The sequence below is a fragment of the Vagococcus luciliae genome (assembly GCF_024637875.1).
GTDB lineage: Bacteria > Bacillota > Bacilli > Lactobacillales > Vagococcaceae > Vagococcus > Vagococcus luciliae.
Genome location: NZ_CP102451.1, coordinates 723,532 through 742,571 on the forward strand (window position 1 = coordinate 723,532; position 19,040 = coordinate 742,571).

Sequence of the window (19,040 nt, forward strand, 5' to 3'; positions counted from 1 at the left end):
TCATATGACACGAAAATTAAAACATCAAGTCCTTTTTGTCGATGGTTATAATATGATTGGTGCTTGGCCTGAATTAAATCGCTTAAAAAAGCTAGATAAATTAGGAGATGCGAGAGATCAGTTATTATTTATTCTATCGAATTATGCTAAATATAAAGGAATCGAAATCATCGTTGTATTTGATGCCCAACTTGTTCCAGGTATTCAACAGACGTATGATAAGTATGGATTAACAGTTATTTTTACAAAAGAAGAAGAAACAGCAGACACATACATTGAACGGGAAGTTCCCAATAAAATGAATGCTTTATCAACCGTTCGTGTAGCAACGAGTGATTTAGCAGAGCAGTGGGTGGTTTTTTCTCAAGGAGCGTTACGTGTTTCAGCAAGAGAACTATTTAATTCAATTAAAGAAATGGAAAAAGAAATTAAAACTGATACACAAGATTATAAGTACCAAAATTTAAGACGAAATAGTCCATGGAATCAAGAACAAGTTCAAACATTAAAAGAATTATTTGATGAGTTAATGTATCATTGATATTAAGTCACAAAACCCAATGATTTAAGTAGAATTACTGGGCTTTGTGATTTATTTTTTTGATGAAATAATAATGGCTTCCACTACTGATTTAATAAGATAACCTAAACCTGATATAATAAATCCAATAAATAATATACTAGAAACATCTGCAAAAAAGTTTTCTAATTGTGGGTTACCAAATAAACCAATCAAATAAAAAATAATACTTAAACTAAGTAAAATAATAGCAATTAAAAAAATAATAGCATTAACAGTTAATTGTTGATTTTCTTGATTATTAAAAAATTTTTTCATAATATATCTCCTTTAACAATATGATTTTTATTATCATAATATAGATTTCAGTTTGAAGTAAAGAGAAAAAATTGGATAGTAAAAGACCAAAAAAGGACGACTATCTTTAAAAAGATAATCGTCCTTTTTTTATTTGGTTATGTTTTTAATCATATCAGACATCATTTTTCGTTGGTATTCTGTTGCATAGGCTTGAGATAACTCAGATTGTTTGTCTTTACTTGTTGCTAAAGTAGGATCTTTAGTGATAGCTTCTTTTAATCTAGAAGAAACATAGTTTTTCGTTTCGGTTTCTAATAAGTCTTTTTTACTAGCCATCTCTTCTCCAAGTTTTTTTGCTTGGTCTGTGCTTAGCTCTAACCAGTCTTTTGGAATGTAGAAAATATTTTCTTTTGAAACATATTCCTTGTTATTACCAGATATACCAAAAAGCATTTGATACATAGAGTTTTTATATACCCAACGAGTAGTCTCGGTTTTCAGTAAGGCTTGATTATCGTCGCTTGTTTTAACAATATTGGTTACATGGTTAGTCCCAGTTTGAGTGAGTTTTTTTTGAGATGGCTTTGTTTTATATAAATAAATTTTTTCATCACTAGTTCCTAATGGTTGATAAAGTAATATATTCACTTGGTCATTGTCAGTTGAACTGGCAATAGAAATTTCTTTTAGTGTTTTTTCTTCTTTCATCCCAAAATGATGTGAATAGTTCATTCCCATTAGAGTGATACTTCCAATAAATAAGATACCAAATACGACAGTTAAAATATATTGCCATGTTGATTTTGCGAAAATAAATGTGAAAGCAAATAGTAACACACTAAGAATAACTAAGACAACAATCATGATATAACCTCCTTATCTCGAGTTGCTTTTTTTGATGGTTCATGAATGAAAAATGTAATAACTAAACCGATTATACCGAAACAAACAGCCACTAAGAAGGCCGCATGATAACCAGTTAAAGTTGCATTGGTAGCTAGTTCTTTATACTCAAGAGGAGCAGATTTTAATAGAGATTCTTTGGGTAAAGCATTTTTTGTTTGATTTGTTAACACACTGATTAAAATAGCCGTACCAACTGAACTAGCAACTTGTCTAAACGTATTATTTACTGCAGTACCATGTGTTATTAAATGTTTTGGTAATGAATTCATTCCCAAGGTGGTTAGAGGCATCATAACCATTGAAATACCAAACATACGTACCGCGTATAACGTAATAATATAAATTACAGGAGTTGTTTCAGTTAAAAACATAAAAGGGATTGTGGCACATGTTAATAAGAACATTCCCATAATACCAAGTTTTTTCGCGCCATGTTTATCAAAAATACGACCAGTTACGGGCATCATAATTCCCATAACTAATGCGCCAGGTAGCAACATTAAACCAGAATGAAAAGCGGATTCACCACGGATATTTTGAATATAAAGTGGCAGAACCATTTCTGCACCAATCATTGCCATTGTGGCTAAACTTGAAAGAATGGTAGCGATAGTATATGTCTTTGATTTAAATACTCTAAGTTCTAAGAAAGGCGTTTTAGTGGTTAATTGTCGCCAAGTGAAAATGATAAGGGTAATAATACCAACGACTAAAAATGCTATCACTTTAGTGCTTCCCCAACCATCGTTCCCAACACTAGAGAAACCATAAAGTAGTGAGCCAAATCCTAAAGTAGACAAACAAATTGATAGGACATCAATGGCAGGATTTGATAATTCGAGTACACTCTTCATTGCAAAAAATGACAAAATGATCACTAAGACAACAATAGGAATGACCATATAAAATAAGTCACGCCATACGTAATGATCAATGATATAACCTGAAAGTGTAGGACCTAATGCAGGGGCTAATCCAATAACAATACCAGCCCCCCCCATAGCTGCACCACGTTTTTCAGGCGGGAAAATATTTAGCATAATATTTTGCATCAAAGGCATGGATACGCCAACACCAGCCGCTTGAACTAATCGACCAATTAATAGCATTGAAAAAGTCGGAGCAATTGCACAAAGAATCGTTCCAATTAAAAAAATACTCATGGCCCCAATATACAAGTTTTTTGAATTAAATTTATTCATTAACCAAGCTGATATAGGAATCATAATCCCATTAACTAATAAAAATCCAGTTGTGAGCCATTGAATGATAGCAGCAGACACATCAAATTCTTTCATTAAAGTTGGAAAGGCTGTTGTTAGTAAAGTTTGATTTAATACAGTACAGAAAGTCCCGATTAAAAGTACCGCAACGAGTAAGCTGCGTTTATATGTGTTCCCATGAATATCAACGGGTTGTAAGTTTTCCATATAATAATCCTCCTAAAAATTATTTTTATAACAGTAAAACAATATACACTTCTCTAACGTTGTTGTCAATGATGTTGACATGATTGTTAAGTGAGTGTATATTAATGTAGTTAACCATTTTATAGAAAGTAGGGCAATTATTATGGTATCTAAATTTAAAGACTGGATAGAACAAGAAGATATTCGTATGGGAATCAGTGAATTAACAAAAAAAACTGAGACAACGACTAGACAGTTAAGATATTGGGAAAAAAAAGGATATATCCAATCCATTCAGCCGGATCCTAATAGCCCAAGATCATATAAGCTAAGTGAGATTATTAAAGTGGAATTGATTAAAGAATATCTGGATAGTGGATATAAATTATCTATGGCACACGAAAAAGCAATGGCAAAATTATCTAAAATGAAACGATTCCGTGAAGTTTTTTCAAATTACTTTAAAGATGCTGAAATTTTAGATGATCAGTATGAAATATTTACGATTGGACCATTTAGTGAGACAAATGAAAAAATAACTATTAAGCATGATTCAGTTAATAATACATTAAGTTATGAAATAAAAAAAATAGAGGAATAATAAGGATGAATAGCTATAAAAATATCTAAATGATAACAAAAAATTCATATTTTTTTTATAAAAATAACAAATTATTATAAAATAAGGGATGTTATAATAACGAGGAAGAGAGATAACGCTTTCAATAAACAAGGAGACTTATGATTATGAGAGAGGATATTTTTGACTTATTAAAGGAACGTGCTGTGAAAGGATGTTCCTATTCGTTTGACTATATTTTTGAAACATACAAGCCTATTGTTTATCGTTCGAAGAAAGTATATCATTTATACCATTATGAGACAGACGATTGGTTGCAAGAAGGAAGAATCGTATGTTTCAAGTCCTTACAAACATATGATGTTAAACGTGGAGCAACGTTTGGTAGTTACTTTCGAATGAATTTTAAGAACCATATATTTTCTTTGATAAGGAGACAAGAAGCTCATAAAAGAAGAGTAGATAAAGAGTGCATCACTTGCGGAGGGGATATTGACATGATGTCTCATGTGATTGAAAATCGCCCACTAGAAACCATTAAATATATATTTTATAAAGAAAATACGTTTCTTTTTGCGGAATCATTATCTGATTATGAACGTCAAGTGTTCGTAAAATATACATTAGAACAGGAATGTAAGATGTTAAAAGAAAAAAGAGCCTTAACTCGAATTAAGAAAAAGTTTGTTCATCACTATATTAACCCATAAAAAAATAAAAGTGTTTATCTCTCTTATTAAAAATGTTTAATTATTCTTTGAAAAAATGAAAATACTATTGATAAATAAAAACGATTGTGGTAAAATTTGTCTTTTTTGTTCGCCTATGATATAATTGGTATAAGAGGTGAATAAAATGTCTTTAAGTATCTCCACCATAAAAGAAGAATTAGAACATAAAGTCGGTAGTAGAATAAAATTAGTTGCTCAAACTGGTCGTAAAAAGCAGACTGAGCGTCATGGAGTGTTAGCTGAGTTATATCCATCAGTTTTTATTGTACAACTAGATCAAGATGAAAATTCATTTGAACGTGTGTCATATAGTTATACAGATATTTTAACACATTCAGTGGAAGTATTATTTCATGAAAATGAAGAAGAATTAATAGGATAAGAAAGATATAGAGCCTAGTAGTCCTAAGGCTTTTTATTTTTGTATAAGGGGGACAAAGGATGAAAAAAGTATTATTTGTTTGTTTAGGTAATATCTGTCGTTCACCTATGGCAGAAGTAGTTTTTAAAGATAAAGTTGAAAAAAATGGTTTGTCAGATAAGATTGACGTATCTTCTAGAGCGACTGGTAGCTGGAATGAGGGAGATGCGCCGCATAAAGGAACGCAAGATAAATTGAAAGAAGTTGGTTTGTCTTGTGAGGGGGTACATGCAAAAAAAATTTCCTCTGATGATTTTCATCAGTTTGATTATATTATAGGGATGGATGAAAATAATATTCGAGATTTAGAAGGATTATCACCTGATATTGAATCATTACATAAAATTCATTTATTATTATCAGAAGAAGTTGGGTTGGATAAAAAAATTATACCGGATCCTTATTATACCGGAGATTTTGATTTAACTTATGAGTTGATAGATAAGGGAACAACAAAATGGTTAGAAAAAATTGAACAGGAAATTAGTTGATTTTGTCAAATAGTATGCAAATAAAAAGAGTTAGGAGCTAAATGTTCCTAACTCTTTTTATTTTAATCTTAATGAGATAATTTGTGAAAAATTAATAAGTATAATCAACATTTTTTTAATAAATAGGTCAAAATTTGGTTTCAAGAAATTAAAAGGTGACGATACCAATACGAGATAAATTAGAAACTTGTATATCATAAGATTCTTTTATGATGAATGAGTTGGATTTTTATTTTTAGTCAATTTTCGGTTATTTTGTAGTTAGTTTTGAACATTAAAAAAAAATAAAAAGCATCATATACTCATTTTGTAAGTAACAACAAATTCAAAAAAGGGGTATATAAGGATGACCAATAAAACTAATAAAATACAACCAGAAAATTTAAATAATACAAAATTAAAGAAGAAACGTAAAAAAAAAAAACATAGACAATCATCTGTTCATTCTGCCTGTTCAACCAAGGCTATAAAAAATGGAAAAGTAGTCGTTAAAAAAAGAAAACAAATAACAGAACAAGAAATAATTAACGAAAAAAAGGAGTTATCAAATAAAAAGAATATAAAAAGGTTGAGTGTGGGAGCTATTTTGATTGCTACTTTAGGATTAAGTACAACAGCTGTTGCTTTAAATCATCATAATTATCATCAGGAAGAACCAGAAATAAAGCAACATGTGGTTACAAAAGAATACAAACCTGGTAGTCTAACGTACGAAAAAGTTCAAAAAAATAACGAAAAAAACAATAAAGAGGAAATTAATAAAGAGGAAATTAATAAAGAGGAAATTAATAAAGAGGAAATTAATAAGATGGAGCCTCAAACTAATAATACAGCGGTTAATGAAGTACAAGAATCTGCAGCATCTCAAGAAGAATTAGTACAAGAAACAGTAATGGAACCAGAATCAATTTCTGTTTTTAGCCAAGAAAAATCCTCGGGAAGCGATGAATTACATGGTGTTCAGATACAACCAGCTATGACTTTAAATATTTTAGGGGAAATTATTTATTATCAAAATGGTGGACAAATAGCAGGACAAAGTATTATTGATGCAAACTCTGATTCTGAAGCATCTACATGGGGGGGAGCTCAAATATTTTCTGGAAATGATGGGCTCAACACACATTTTATCGGTCACAATCCTGGAGCATTTAGCATTATTTTTAGTTTATCAATTGGAAATCAAATAGTGGTAACTGATTCCATTGGGACATCTCAAACATATGTTGTGGATTCTATTTGTCAAGTAACAGATGATGGTGTAGATACTAATACGGGTACTGACTTATATGATATGATTGCTGGAGAAGGTGGAGGAGAAAGGATTACTTTACAGTCATGTATTAATGATGAAGTTAACTTAATTATTTTTGCTTCTGCACAATAGATAAAAAACACGATATTTGTAGTAAATATCGTGTTTTTGTTTACTTTTAGTACCTATATTGCATAAAATATGTTAAAATTTATTTAATTAATTATGTGTTTAAGGAGGATGGGTAGTGTGAAACACATTTTGAATAAAGATACTGAAAGACAGCAGCGTTTAATTATGTTGATGTTTAAGGATGATAAATGGAAATCAGCAAAATATATATCAGATACCTTATCTTGTAATATAAAAACATTAAGACAAGATATTGAATATTTAACAACTACTTACGAGGATGTTTTAATATGTGATTATTCAAAAAATATAGGTTATAAATTTTTTGTTAAAACAGGACATAGTATACAAGAAATATTTTTGGATTGGATTAACCACTCACTATTTTTTTCGATTATTACTGACGTATTTTATCAAAAAAATAAAGATGATAAAGATTATTTTTATAATACTTATTTTGTTAGTGAAACAACGTTGAAACGTCAAGTGGCTATTATAAATTATCATTTGAAAGAATTGGGTATATCTCTAAGTTTGAGTCAAATGAATTTTAAAGTAACGGATGAATTTGTTGCTCGGATATTTTTTGGCAATCGTGAAATGGAAAAGCGATCTATTTATGATTGGGATGATTCACAAATACAAAATCAACAATATGCCTTTCAAATTATTGAGATTTTAGAAGACTTCCATCAGATTAAATTAACTGTACTACAAAAAAATATGATGGCTTATTTTGTCCTTTGTTCAGTCATTCGTTCATCAGGAGGATTTTATTTAGATGAACCTAATATAATTGAGAGTCCATTGATGATTCATAAAAACGTTCAAGGTATTTTACGTTCGTTTAAAGACCCTAATAACAATATGAAGTATTTAACTTCTAAGGAGCAGATAAATGATACACTACGGTTTCTTGATAAATTTTTTGAAAAATTGAAAGTGACGTATACTTCGAAATTAGCAACAGATATCAGTGAAGAATTGATAGAACTTATTGTGGATAAAATGAAAACAGAAATAGGCGTTTTTGATAAGACATTATTAGTAAAAGATATTGGTTATATTCTTTTTGTCAAGGAAAATTATCCTTATAAAATGAGCTATATCAATCATAGAGGGTACTTTAATTCAGCTGCTATACAGATAAAATACCCTGTTTTTTACCAAGCAGTAATGGATAGTTTTAATCAATTATCTAACGATCATATCTGGTTAGCTACCTATACTCCTGAATTAATAAATAGTTTATTTAGGTATTGGAACGCACAAGATTATGGATATATCACTAGCATTAATCAGGTGAAAGTATTTATTTCAACCACGCTTAATGAAAATCAGGTGAAATTAAATCAATATATTTTTGAGAAAGCATTTAAGAATAAAATGGTTGTTATTGGTTATGAGTGTCAAAAGGCAAGTTGTAATGTTGATCCAACAAACAAAATATTAGCAGAAGCTGAACTAGTTATATGTAATCATCAATTTTATCAAGGTTTAGATAATATCATTATAGTAGATGATATTATTGATGATGCTAAGTTGTATTATATTAATCAACGACTAAATAAAATTCAAACTGAAAAAATGACAGGACTCTAATTTTCTCTTTATAAAACCATTTATTGGTTTGTTAAATTTGGATAATTTTCGTTACACTAAACTCTTAAAGGTAGGGTGAGTGGAGAATATGGAAATAAGAGAACTAATTTCTTATTATGAAAAGGAAATATATCATTTATTAGAGGATCAACGACGATTTCCTTATGATAATTTAGAAATCAATCAAACGATTACGATTTATCGAAAGTTTATTACTGAATTAAAACAACTGCTTTTTTAATCAGTTGTTTTTTATTTTAATAAATTTGTTCAAAAAAGATAGTAAAAAGAGGTGTGTGAATTGGGATTAATCTTAAATAAAAGTACAGAAAGACAAAGGCAACTTATTTTGTTTATTGCCCGAAATTATGAATGGGTCACAGCACAGGAGTTAGCAGATTATTTAGATTGTAATATAAAAACAGTTAGACAAGATATTAGTTATTTGGAAGAAAATTATGCCGATATTATTACAGTAGAATATTCTAAACAATTAGGTTATAGATTTTATACGATGGATGGACGTAATGTATTAGAAATTTATTTAAATTGGAGCCAGGAATCTCTTTTTTTCTCTATTTTATCTGATTGTTTTTTTGGAAAGAATACTAGCTTAGATTATTTCTATGATACTTACTTTATTAGTGAGACAACGTTAAAACGTCAAATGTCATTGATTAATCGAACTTTAAAAAAATTGGGTATTTCTGTTAGTTCTTCAACAGGACAATTGAAAGTAAAGGATGAACGGATATTAAGATTTTTTTATGCTTTATTTATTATTGAAAAACAATCTATTTACGAATGGAAAGATATGGATATGAATCAGAAAATATTATTTGACATAATAGGTATCTGTGAGCAATATTTTAATATTAATTTGAGTAATATCCAAAAAAATATTTTTTCTTTTTTTATTTATACATCTGTTATTCGCTCAAGTCAGGACAAGTTTTTAGATTTTGTAACAGCAATACCGTCTGATTTTGAGCAAATTGTGTCTCAATCTTTAAAAATATTAAAACATGAATCAACTTTTGATGTTTTTTTGACTAGTGAGGCACATTATAGAGATAGTTTACAATTTGTCTATGTGTTATTTAGTCAATTAGCTGATCATTATCACTCTCAAGAGGTGGAAGGTTTAACAACACATTTTATTTTCTCTATATCTAGTAAGATGAAAGTTGATGAAAAAGTTCTTGATTATCAGGGGATAAAAAAAGAATTAGCCTACGTTTCTTTTATGAATGATGTTTATCCTTATCAACTAAATTTGGTTAGTTTACGAAGTGAATTAAATGCTAAATCTATTAAATTACAGTATCCAATTTTTTATGATATTGTATCCCAAAGTTTAAAAGAATTAGAAATAAATACTCCTTGGATTCGTTTTTATAAGCCTTTATTGATTAGTCGTGCCTTTAGGTATTGGGATTATAAGGAATTTGAGAGTCTTACTAAAATTAAGCCTGTTTCAATAGTGGTCTCGACAACTTTAGAGAAAAATCATGCTGAGATTTTAAGTTATATTTTAAAACAAACATTTCAAGCTAAAATTAGAATTGTAGGATTAGAATATGAAAAGACATTATTTAATAGTAAAGAAACGAGGGATTCTTTGAATAAAGTCGATATTGTGATAACGAACCACCTCTTTTATCACGACTTAGATAATGTGATTATTGTAGATGACGTTATTGAAAATAATCGATTAGAAGCTATTAAACGTTTAATAGATGGTATATTAATGAAAAATACTGAACAAGGTTTGGAATAATATTGCTGAACAGTCATTGAAAAAGATTGTGAAAAATGATACACTCGATGTGAAAATCATCACAATTTTTTTAGGAGGGATGGACTGTGGAAAAACACAAAAATATGAGAATGGTCCCTAAAGCAACAACTAAGCGCATACCACTCTATTTTAGATATTTAAAAACATTAGATGAAACAGGTGTAAAACGTATTAAGTCAAATGAATTTAGTAAAATGATTCAAATTCCATCGGCAACTATTAGACGGGATTTTTCTCACTTTGGAGAATTAGGAAGAAGTGGTTATGGCTATGATGTTCCATACTTAATAGAAGTCTTTAGTGAGATATTAAAAACAGATATCGAAAAACGAATTGCACTAATTGGCGCTGGTAATCTGGGACGAGCATTGATAAAAAATAATTTTAGACGAGATACGAATTTAAACATTGTAGCAGCTTTTGATGTCAATCCAGCTATTATTGGGGAAAAAATTAATGGTATTTTTGTAAGAGATATGACTGAATTAAAAAATATTGTAAAAAAAGAAGGCATTACAACAGTTATTATGACTGTACCAAGCAGTAAGGCACAACAAGTGATTGATGATGTTGTTGATGCGGGAGTAACAGCTATTTTAAATTTTGCCCCCAAGCGATTAAAAGTGCCATCACATGTTCAAGTTCAATACATTGATTTAACAACGGAACTGCAGACACTCATCTATTATGATGAAAATTACAATCATGCTAATCTTGATTTAATCTAGCTAATTTAAGCATCTATTTTGTATATTTTTTGTTATTTCACTATAATAAAGGAAGCTCAAACAAAGGATGTGTCGATATGGAAGTATTGTTAAAAGGTAACCCAGTTGAATTAGTAGGAACACCACCCAAAGTTGGTGAAAAAGCTCCAACATTTAGTTTAAAAGATTTGTCAGATCATGTAATTTCATTAGACGAATTAAAAGGAAAACCAGTTATCATTAGTATTGTGCCTGATATTGATACGAGTGTTTGTGCACTACAGACAAAACACTTTAACAAAGAAGCAGCAACGATTGCTGATATTCACTTTTTAACGATTTCAAATAACACAAAAGAGCAATTAGCAAATTGGTGTGCAGCTGAGTCAGTTGATATGACTATGTTAAGAGATGAAGAGGGTATTGTTGGGAAAGAATATGGTATCTTAATCCCAGAAATTGGTCGCTTAGCACGTTCAATTTTTGTGTTAGACAAAGATGGTGTGATTACTTATGAAGAGATTGTACCAGAAGTTTCAACAGAACCAAATTATGTGAAAGCATTAGAAGCAGCGAAAGCTTTAATCTAAGTTTGACGAAATGATTGTACCAATGTAAAATGAATGGCATAACCAACCACGATGAACAGGAAGAGTAATACTTGGAGATATATCCAGAGAGAAAATCCATTGGCTGAAAGATTTTCCATTTGAAAAGTATGAAGGTAGCCTAGGAGTGGGAACCGTATTGTCAACGTTATATGACCTAGAGAGATAAGCGTATTTGTATGCTTATAAGATAGGTGGTACCGCGAGATAATCGTCCTAAAGTTAGAAATAACTTTAGGGCTTTTTTGTTTTGAAAAATAAAAAATAAGGAGAAATGTATATGACAGATGAACAACAAAACTTAGCGCCAAAGTTTGACCCAAAAGCTGTTGAAAAAGGGCGTTATAAAGAGTGGCTAGAAAAAGATTTATTTAAACCAAGTGGGGATGAAAGTGCACCAGCGTATTCTATTGTCATTCCACCACCAAATGTGACAGGAAAGCTTCATTTAGGTCATGCATGGGACACAACGCTGCAAGATATGATTATTCGTCAAAAAAGAATGCAAGGTTTTGATACATTATGGTTACCTGGTATGGATCATGCTGGGATTGCGACTCAAGCGAAAGTTGAAGAAAAATTACGTGGTGAAGGGGTATCACGATATGATTTAGGTCGTGAAAAATTCATCGAAACAACGAAAGAATGGAAAGAAGAATATGCTGGACACATTCGTGAGCAATGGGCGAAATTAGGTTTATCTTTAGACTATTCAAGAGAAAGATTTACTTTAGATGATGGACTATCTGATGCGGTGAAAAAAGTTTTTGTAACACTTTATAACAAAGGACTTATTTATCGTGGTGAGTACATCATTAATTGGGACCCACAAGCAAAAACAGCATTATCTGATATCGAAGTAATCCATAAAGACATCGAAGGCGCGTTTTATCATATGTATTATCCACTTGCTGATGGTAGTGGTCAGTTAGAAATTGCCACAACTCGTCCAGAAACCATGCTTGGGGACACAGCTGTTGCCGTTCACCCTAAAGATGAACGTTACCAACATTTAATTGGTAAAACAGTGATTTTACCATTAGTGGATAAAGAAATTCCGATTGTGGCTGATGACTATGTTGATATGGAATTTGGAACAGGTGTCGTAAAAATTACACCAGCTCACGACCCTAATGACTTTGAGGTGGGTAATCGTCATGACTTACCTCGTGTTAATGTGATGAATGATGATGCGACAATGAATGATTTAGCTGGCAAATATGCTGGGATGGATCGCTTCACAGCACGTAAAGAAGTTATTAAAGATTTAGACGAACTAGGATTACTTAAAGGTATTGAAAAAATGACTCACAGTGTTGGTCACTCTGAGCGAACTGGAGTAGTTGTTGAGCCAAGGTTATCAACACAATGGTTTGTTAAAATGGCACCACTTGCGAAAAAAGCTGTCGAAAATCAAGCGACAGATGATGCCGTTGATTTTTATCCACCACGTTTTAATCAAACATTCTTAACTTGGATGGAGAATGTGCATGACTGGGTAATTTCTCGTCAACTTTGGTGGGGGCATCGAATTCCAGCTTGGTATCATAATGAAACAGGCGAAGTCTATGTTGGAGAAGAAGCACCAAAAGACATTGAAAATTGGCACCAAGATGAAGATGTGTTAGATACATGGTTTAGTTCAGCTCTTTGGCCATTTTCAACAATGGGTTGGCCTGATACAGAATCACATGACTTCAAACGTTATTTCCCAACGAATACTTTAGTAACTGGTTATGACATTATTTTCTTCTGGGTAAGTCGTATGATTTTCCAAAGTTTAGAATTTACGGGTGAACGACCATTTGAGAATGTGTTGATTCACGGGTTAATTCGTGCCGAAGATGGACGTAAAATGAGTAAATCTCTCGGTAATGGTATTGATCCAATGGATGTGATTGACCAATACGGGGCGGACGCATTGCGTTGGTTCTTATCAAATGGTTCAACACCAGGTCAAGACATGCGTTTTAGTTATGAAAAAATGGATGCTGCTTGGAACTTCATTAATAAAATTTGGAATGCCTCTCGTTTTGTATTAATGAACGTTGAAGGAATGACGTACGATGATATCTCACTTGTTGGGGATAAAACAGTTGCAGATAAATGGATTTTAACTCGCTTAAATGAAACGATTGAAAAAGTAACGAACTTCTTTGACCGCTTTGAGTTTGGTGAAGCAGGTCGTCATTTATACAACTTTATTTGGGACGATTTCTGTGATTGGTATATTGAGATGAGTAAGGAAGTTCTTTATGGTGAAAATGAAGAACAAAAACAAATGACGCGTAGTATTTTAGTATATGTATTAGATAACATCTTACGTTTACTACACCCAATCATGCCATTTGTGACAGAAGAAATTTGGGAAAAAATTCCACATCAAGGTGAATCAATTGTAGTGGCAGCATACCCAACAGTAAATGAAGTTTGGACAGATGAACAAGCGGCAGAAGGTATGGAAGTATTAAAAGAATTAATCCGCTCAGTTCGTAATATTCGCTCAGAAGTGAATGCACCAATGTCTAAGCCAATTACATTGTTAATCAAAACATCAAAAGATTCAGTTAAAGACTTCTTTGAAGCAAATACTAATTATATCGAACGTTTCTGTCATCCAGAAGTGTTAGAAATTAAAGAAGAATTTGATGTACCAGATTTAGCCATGAGTGCAGTGATTACTGGAGCTGAAATCTATTTACCATTAGAAGATTTAATCAATATTGATGAAGAAATTGCTCGTTTGGAAAAAGAGTTGGATAAGTGGACGTCAGAAGTCGCACTTGTTGAGAAGAAATTAAGCAATGAACGTTTTGTTTCAAATGCACCAGAAGCAGTGGTTGCAACAGAACGTGAGAAACAAAAAGATTACTTAGAAAAACAAGCCTCTGTAAAAGAAAGACTTGCTTCTTTGAAAAAATAAATAAAGGTGGCTGTACAAGATGGAGTATGGAGAAATCATTTCATGGATACATGAACGCACAAAGTTTGGTATTCGTCCGGGGTTAACACGAATCAATTATTTATTAGAACAATTAGACAATCCGCAAGATAAGTTAAAAATTGTTCATATCGGTGGAACAAATGGGAAAGGCTCAACGACAACGTTTTTACGTTGTCTGTTAGAGCAACAAGGGTTAACAGTCGGTACATTTACCTCACCTTACATTGAGTCATTTAATGAACGCATTGCCATTAATGGCCAACCAATTCCTAATGAAGACTTGGTTGAAATATGTGAAAAAGTGATACCTATCGTGGATAAGATGGATGAAGTACCAGAGCTAGCCCACACTGTTGAATTTGAAGTATTAACTGCCATGATGTTTGATTATTTTGTTGATAAAAAGGTCGATATTGTGTTAGTCGAAGTTGGTTTGGGCGGACGTTTTGACTGTACGAACGTGATGACTCCACTTGTGTCAGTAATTACGACAATTGGTTTGGACCATGTCGATATTTTAGGAGATACGATTGAACAAGTTGCTAGTCAAAAAGCTGGGATTATTAAAGAAGGAAGGCCAGTTATTGTCGGAAATGTTTCAGATGAAGCATTTGATGTGATTAGTAAAGAAGCAAACTCATTACATGCTCCAATCAAACGTTATGGAGTTGACTTTGATAGTCAATACTTACAACCAACTGATAATTGGGGAGAAATATTCAATTTTAAATCTACAGATGTTGATTTAAAACAGTTATCCATTAATATGGTTGGAAAACATCAAGTAGATAATGCTAGTGTTGCGATAGAAGCATTTAATAAAGTTTCAGAGATATTACACTTACCTGTGGCCAATCGTGATTATCAAAAAGGGTTAAAACAAGCTTTTTGGCCAGGACGTATGGAAAAAATTTCCGATGAACCATTTATTGTTTTGGATGGCGCTCATAATGATCATGCAATGGAAGTGTTAGTGGATAATTTACAACGTGAGTTTTCTGACCGCCGTATTCATACTATCTTTGGAGCACTAACAACTAAAGACATTAAAGGGATGATAGAGTTATTACAATCAGTTAATAACCTAGACTTGAAAGTAACAACGTTTGACTACCCGAAAGCTTGTACAAAAGAGTTGTATGAAGAAATGGGATTAACAGCCTATGATCATTGGCAAGAAGCACTATCTGATACTTTGAAAGAAGTATCAGGAGATGATTTGATTTTAATTACAGGTTCACTGTACTTTATTTCTCAAGTCAGACAAATTTTATTAGGAGAGTGACGTGTGAAAAAAATTAGCGGCGTTATTTTTGATATGGATGGTTTGTTGTTTAATACAGAGGCAGTCTATTCAAAAAATAATATTGAAATAGCACAACGATTTAATATGCCAGGTTATGATGAAGAGTACTATAAATCAGAAGTTGGTTTAGGTGAGAAAGCTGTTTATGAAAAATACACCAATGATTTTCCAATGCTTGAAAAAAATGATGTGGATCAATTTTTTAAAGAAAGTAGAGAAAGTACTTGGAACGAGTTTAATGAAAAAGGCGCTCCGTTAAAACCTGGAGTGGAAGAATTATTAACTTATTTGAATCATCATGATATAGCATGTGTGGTTGCTTCAAGTAATAACCGAGTGGCAATTGACTTGTTGTTGGACAAAGCTCAATTAACTGATAAATTTAAGGGAATCGTAAGTGGTGATGATGTAACACATGCTAAACCACATCCTGAAATTGTCGAAAAAGCTGTATCATTACTTGGAACACCAAAGAAAGAAACCATCATGTTGGAAGATTCGCTAAACGGTATTCGGGCATCTTTTTCTGCTGGAGTTCCTGTCATTATGGTGCCTGATTTAATTTTATCTAATGATGAAGCAAATGAAAAAACATTAGCCGTCAAAGATGATTTGTTTGCGGTTTTAGACTACATAAAATCAAATTAAGAAAAACTCTTTCTTTTTCACGTATGTTTTGAGTGAAGAAGGGAGTGTTTTTTTATTGAAAATTAAATGCCGAGAGCAAGAGTATAAAGATCAATTATTACCTCGTGAGCGATTAATACAATATGGTTCTGAGGTTTTATCCAATGAAGAGTTATTGGCTATTGTGTTACAATCAGGAAACAAGTCAACACCAGTCATGCAATTAGCAGAAAATATGTTAAAAGAAGTGGATGGGTTGTACGGATTAAAAACCGTTAAAATAGAGGAATTGATGAATTTAAATGGAATAGGAACAGTGAAAGCGGTACAAATAAAAGCTATTGTGGAATTAGGAAAACGATTAGCTTTATCAACACAAGAAAAATATGGAAAAATTTATTCTAGTCAACAAATTGGCGAACGATTAATTGAAGAAATGAAGGATTTAACACAAGAACATTTTATGGTATTTTATTTAAATGCTAAAAATGAAATCATTAAAAAAGAAACGATTTTTATTGGCACATTAAATCAATCGATTGCTCATCCACGTGAAATTTTTCATCTAGCCGTGAGGTATTCGGCCTCTCGTCTTATCATTGTTCACAACCATCCGTCTGGAAATCCAGAACCGTCAGATCAAGATGAAATATTCACAGAACGTTTGGTTTCTTGTGGTAAAATGATGGGTATAGAGATTTTAGATCATATAATTGTAGGAGAATCCGGTTACGTAAGTTTTAGAGAAACTAAGAGATTGACATTGTGAAAACGTGTCTTTACTTGCAATTAAAAGAGACATGAGTTATCATGAATATGTAATATGGTTTTGGATTTCAATAGATGTTGTATGAAACACCCTCTATCGACCGAAAGCAAGTATTACAAAAATTAACATGTGCTACGGCACGAGGAGGAAGTAACATGGCTCAAGGAACAGTAAAATGGTTTAACGCAGAAAAAGGATTTGGATTTATTCAACAAGAAGAAGGAAATGACGTATTTGTACATTTTTCAGCTATCGAAGGCGACGGATTCAAAACTTTAGAAGAAGGTCAAGCTGTAACATTCGAAATCGAAGAAACAGATCGTGGACCTCAAGCAGCAAACGTTGTAAAAGCGTAATTAATTCTAATTAAAATTTTAAGTGTAAGTGGTTAATCCACTTACACTTTTTTTATTAATTTGTTGCATGGTATAAAGTTATCGGATAATATGGGCTCTCCGTCAAATGATGTGGATGAGTAAAATTTAGTGAATTTAAGCAACGAAAGACAACAGGTTTTCGTTGCTTATTTATTTACCTTGAAAACTAAGTAAAATTCTATATTTATAGTTTTGGAAATTTCTATAGCCATAGGCTATTCGTTTGATTAGCTTAATTTTATTGATGGTCCCTTCTAATGGTCCGTTAGAAAATGGAAACTTGAAAGTATTATTAATTCTTGGAAGATGTTTTTTTAGTGTTCTGATAGATGTTTTCATTGGTTCAGAGATTAACTCATGACTTAATAATAGTAGATCTGAGAAAGCCTCAAAATCATTGTTTTTACTACAATATAATAAGTTTTGATAGAGTCCGTATGTCTCAGATAGTTCTTTGCTTAAGCTTAGTAAATAATCCATAATATCTGTTTCAGGTAAGATATTTTTAAATAATCGTTGATAACGATAGTCTTTATAATTTAATTCGTTAGAGTCTTTTAAAAATAGCTTCCAATATCTCTTTAGTTTTCTATAATTCTTTAGATCATTAAGGTTTGATGTCTTAAACTTATTCATTGTTCTAATTCTTGTAATATTTAATGAACGACTAATTAATTGAACTAAGTGAAATCGGTCAATAACCACTGAAGCATTTGGAAAAAGTTTATTAGCTAGTTTAAAATAGCCAGCATTCATATCAACAACGATCGTTGCGACTTTATTTCTTACTTTCAAAGGGTATTTTGAAAAGTGTTTTTCTAACGTAATCCTTTTATTATCTGGTAAAATATCAATAATTTTATGTGATAAGGAGTCTGAGTAGATAAAACTGTACTTACCTTGATTGTTTTTTACAGATGTAAACTCATCAAAACATAGGTGTTGAGGCAAGTCCGTAAATTTATTTGACAGTTCTTTCCCAAATAAATTAAGAATTCTACTGATTGTAGTAGTTGATACAAAATGTCTTTTAGATAAGTCTTTCAATGAGATAGCATCGGATAACTCCATGCCAATAGACTGTTTCACTCTGTTAGCAATAAAGCAGTGCTTATCAATTTCTAAAGATTCAGCTATAAAAGAGGTGTGACATTTACGACAAAGGAACCGTTGTTTCTTTAGTGATAGATAGGTTGGATAATGGGCAACACTTAGCCATTTTATTCGAGAAGAAATAAAACCATTTTTTACAATAGAATAGTTTTCATTCTTAATTCCACAACAAGGACAAGCCAAAGGCTTATAAGTAAGTGTTCCGCTATAGATTTTACTTCTAACTCCTTTTATCATTTTTTCTTCACAAAAAATAGAATCAAAATAAATGTTTGTGTCTTTCAAATCCAGCGACACTCGGATACAATGGTTGTGAGACATATGAATCTTCCTTTCTAAAATTTGGTTTGGTCACTTTAATTTTACCTGGAAAATTCGTATGTTTCTTTTTTATGTAAAAAAATAGATGCAGATGAATTTCTTCATCCACATCAAAAATTA

Annotated in this window: 20 protein-coding genes and 1 other annotated feature; of the genes, 16 read left to right on the forward strand and 4 right to left on the reverse strand. The window is 31.5% G+C overall.

The genetic code is table 11. The features are described from left to right. The first annotated feature begins 4 nt into the window (after positions 1-4). Positions 5-541, forward strand: coding sequence for an NYN domain-containing protein (locus G314FT_RS03785; RefSeq protein WP_117973391.1), 537 nt, complete (start codon positions 5-7; stop codon positions 539-541). Between the two features lie 51 nt (positions 542-592). On the opposite strand, the gene G314FT_RS03790 is transcribed toward G314FT_RS03785, so the two are convergent. From G314FT_RS03790 to G314FT_RS03800, 3 genes are all read right to left on the reverse strand, one after another. Beyond that, positions 593-838 (reverse strand): hypothetical protein, encoded by a 246-nt coding sequence (locus tag G314FT_RS03790; protein WP_257702122.1) that lies wholly within the window; start codon positions 836-838, stop codon positions 593-595. Positions 839-967: 129 nt separating this feature from the next. Continuing rightward, on the reverse strand, positions 968-1,684 hold the full coding sequence (locus tag G314FT_RS03795) for a DUF4811 domain-containing protein (RefSeq protein WP_257702123.1): 717 nt from the start codon (positions 1,682-1,684) through the stop codon (positions 968-970). Further along, entirely contained in the window at positions 1,681-3,156 is a 1,476-nt protein-coding gene (locus G314FT_RS03800) for an MDR family MFS transporter (RefSeq protein ID WP_257702124.1), read from the reverse strand. The genes G314FT_RS03795 and G314FT_RS03800 overlap by 4 nt, the downstream gene beginning before the upstream one ends. A gap of 142 nt (positions 3,157-3,298) precedes the next feature. Between G314FT_RS03800 and G314FT_RS03805 the strand changes: the two genes are divergently transcribed. The 15 genes from G314FT_RS03805 to G314FT_RS03875 all read left to right on the forward strand — a co-directional run bounded on the left by G314FT_RS03805 (position 3,299) and on the right by G314FT_RS03875 (position 17,465). Beyond that, complete coding sequence (locus G314FT_RS03805) at positions 3,299-3,736, forward strand: MerR family transcriptional regulator (protein WP_257702125.1); 438 nt, start codon at positions 3,299-3,301, stop codon at positions 3,734-3,736. A 146-nt stretch (positions 3,737-3,882) separates the two neighbouring features. Then, the gene (locus tag G314FT_RS03810; RefSeq protein ID WP_257702126.1) at positions 3,883-4,425 is read left to right on the forward strand and encodes a sigma factor; all 543 of its coding nucleotides are present in this window, start codon (positions 3,883-3,885) and stop codon (positions 4,423-4,425) included. A gap of 145 nt (positions 4,426-4,570) precedes the next feature. After that, the gene (locus G314FT_RS03815) at positions 4,571-4,828 is read left to right on the forward strand and encodes a Veg family protein (protein ID WP_257702127.1); all 258 of its coding nucleotides are present in this window, start codon (positions 4,571-4,573) and stop codon (positions 4,826-4,828) included. A gap of 59 nt (positions 4,829-4,887) precedes the next feature. Next, entirely contained in the window at positions 4,888-5,358 is a 471-nt protein-coding gene (locus tag G314FT_RS03820) for a low molecular weight protein-tyrosine-phosphatase (RefSeq protein WP_257702128.1), read from the forward strand. A gap of 346 nt (positions 5,359-5,704) precedes the next feature. Then, entirely contained in the window at positions 5,705-6,745 is a 1,041-nt protein-coding gene (locus tag G314FT_RS03825) for a sortase domain-containing protein (protein ID WP_257702129.1), read from the forward strand. A 117-nt stretch (positions 6,746-6,862) separates the two neighbouring features. Further along, on the forward strand, positions 6,863-8,347 hold the full coding sequence (locus G314FT_RS03830) for a helix-turn-helix domain-containing protein (protein ID WP_257702130.1): 1,485 nt from the start codon (positions 6,863-6,865) through the stop codon (positions 8,345-8,347). 88 nt (positions 8,348-8,435) lie between these two features. Continuing rightward, the gene (locus tag G314FT_RS03835; RefSeq protein ID WP_257702131.1) at positions 8,436-8,588 is read left to right on the forward strand and encodes a hypothetical protein; all 153 of its coding nucleotides are present in this window, start codon (positions 8,436-8,438) and stop codon (positions 8,586-8,588) included. Positions 8,589-8,648: 60 nt separating this feature from the next. Next, positions 8,649-10,127, forward strand: coding sequence for an AcpB/EbpR/MafR family transcriptional regulator (locus G314FT_RS03840; RefSeq protein WP_257702132.1), 1,479 nt, complete (start codon positions 8,649-8,651; stop codon positions 10,125-10,127). Positions 10,128-10,231: 104 nt separating this feature from the next. Continuing rightward, a complete protein-coding gene (locus G314FT_RS03845) occupies positions 10,232-10,876 on the forward strand; it encodes a redox-sensing transcriptional repressor Rex (RefSeq protein ID WP_257702499.1) in 645 nt (214 codons plus the stop codon). Positions 10,877-10,953: 77 nt separating this feature from the next. Then, positions 10,954-11,445, forward strand: a complete 492-nt coding sequence (gene tpx / locus G314FT_RS03850) for a thiol peroxidase (RefSeq protein ID WP_257702133.1) — start codon at positions 10,954-10,956, stop codon at positions 11,443-11,445. 42 nt (positions 11,446-11,487) lie between these two features. Next, positions 11,488-11,685: a binding site (T-box leader), on the forward strand. A gap of 58 nt (positions 11,686-11,743) precedes the next feature. Beyond that, a complete protein-coding gene (locus G314FT_RS03855; protein WP_257702134.1) occupies positions 11,744-14,386 on the forward strand; it encodes a valine--tRNA ligase in 2,643 nt (880 codons plus the stop codon). Positions 14,387-14,405: 19 nt separating this feature from the next. Beyond that, positions 14,406-15,692: a bifunctional folylpolyglutamate synthase/dihydrofolate synthase gene (locus tag G314FT_RS03860; protein WP_257702135.1), complete on the forward strand. Its 1,287-nt coding sequence runs from the start codon at positions 14,406-14,408 to the stop codon at positions 15,690-15,692. 3 nt (positions 15,693-15,695) lie between these two features. Further along, a complete protein-coding gene (locus G314FT_RS03865; protein ID WP_257702136.1) occupies positions 15,696-16,361 on the forward strand; it encodes an HAD family hydrolase in 666 nt (221 codons plus the stop codon). A gap of 55 nt (positions 16,362-16,416) precedes the next feature. Next, entirely contained in the window at positions 16,417-17,109 is a 693-nt protein-coding gene (gene radC, locus G314FT_RS03870; protein WP_257702137.1) for a RadC family protein, read from the forward strand. Between the two features lie 155 nt (positions 17,110-17,264). Beyond that, a complete protein-coding gene (locus tag G314FT_RS03875) occupies positions 17,265-17,465 on the forward strand; it encodes a cold-shock protein (RefSeq protein WP_071457588.1) in 201 nt (66 codons plus the stop codon). 171 nt (positions 17,466-17,636) lie between these two features. On the opposite strand, the gene G314FT_RS03880 is transcribed toward G314FT_RS03875, so the two are convergent. Then, positions 17,637-18,920: an ISL3 family transposase gene (locus G314FT_RS03880; protein ID WP_257700363.1), complete on the reverse strand. Its 1,284-nt coding sequence runs from the start codon at positions 18,918-18,920 to the stop codon at positions 17,637-17,639. Positions 18,921-19,040 lie beyond the last annotated feature (120 nt).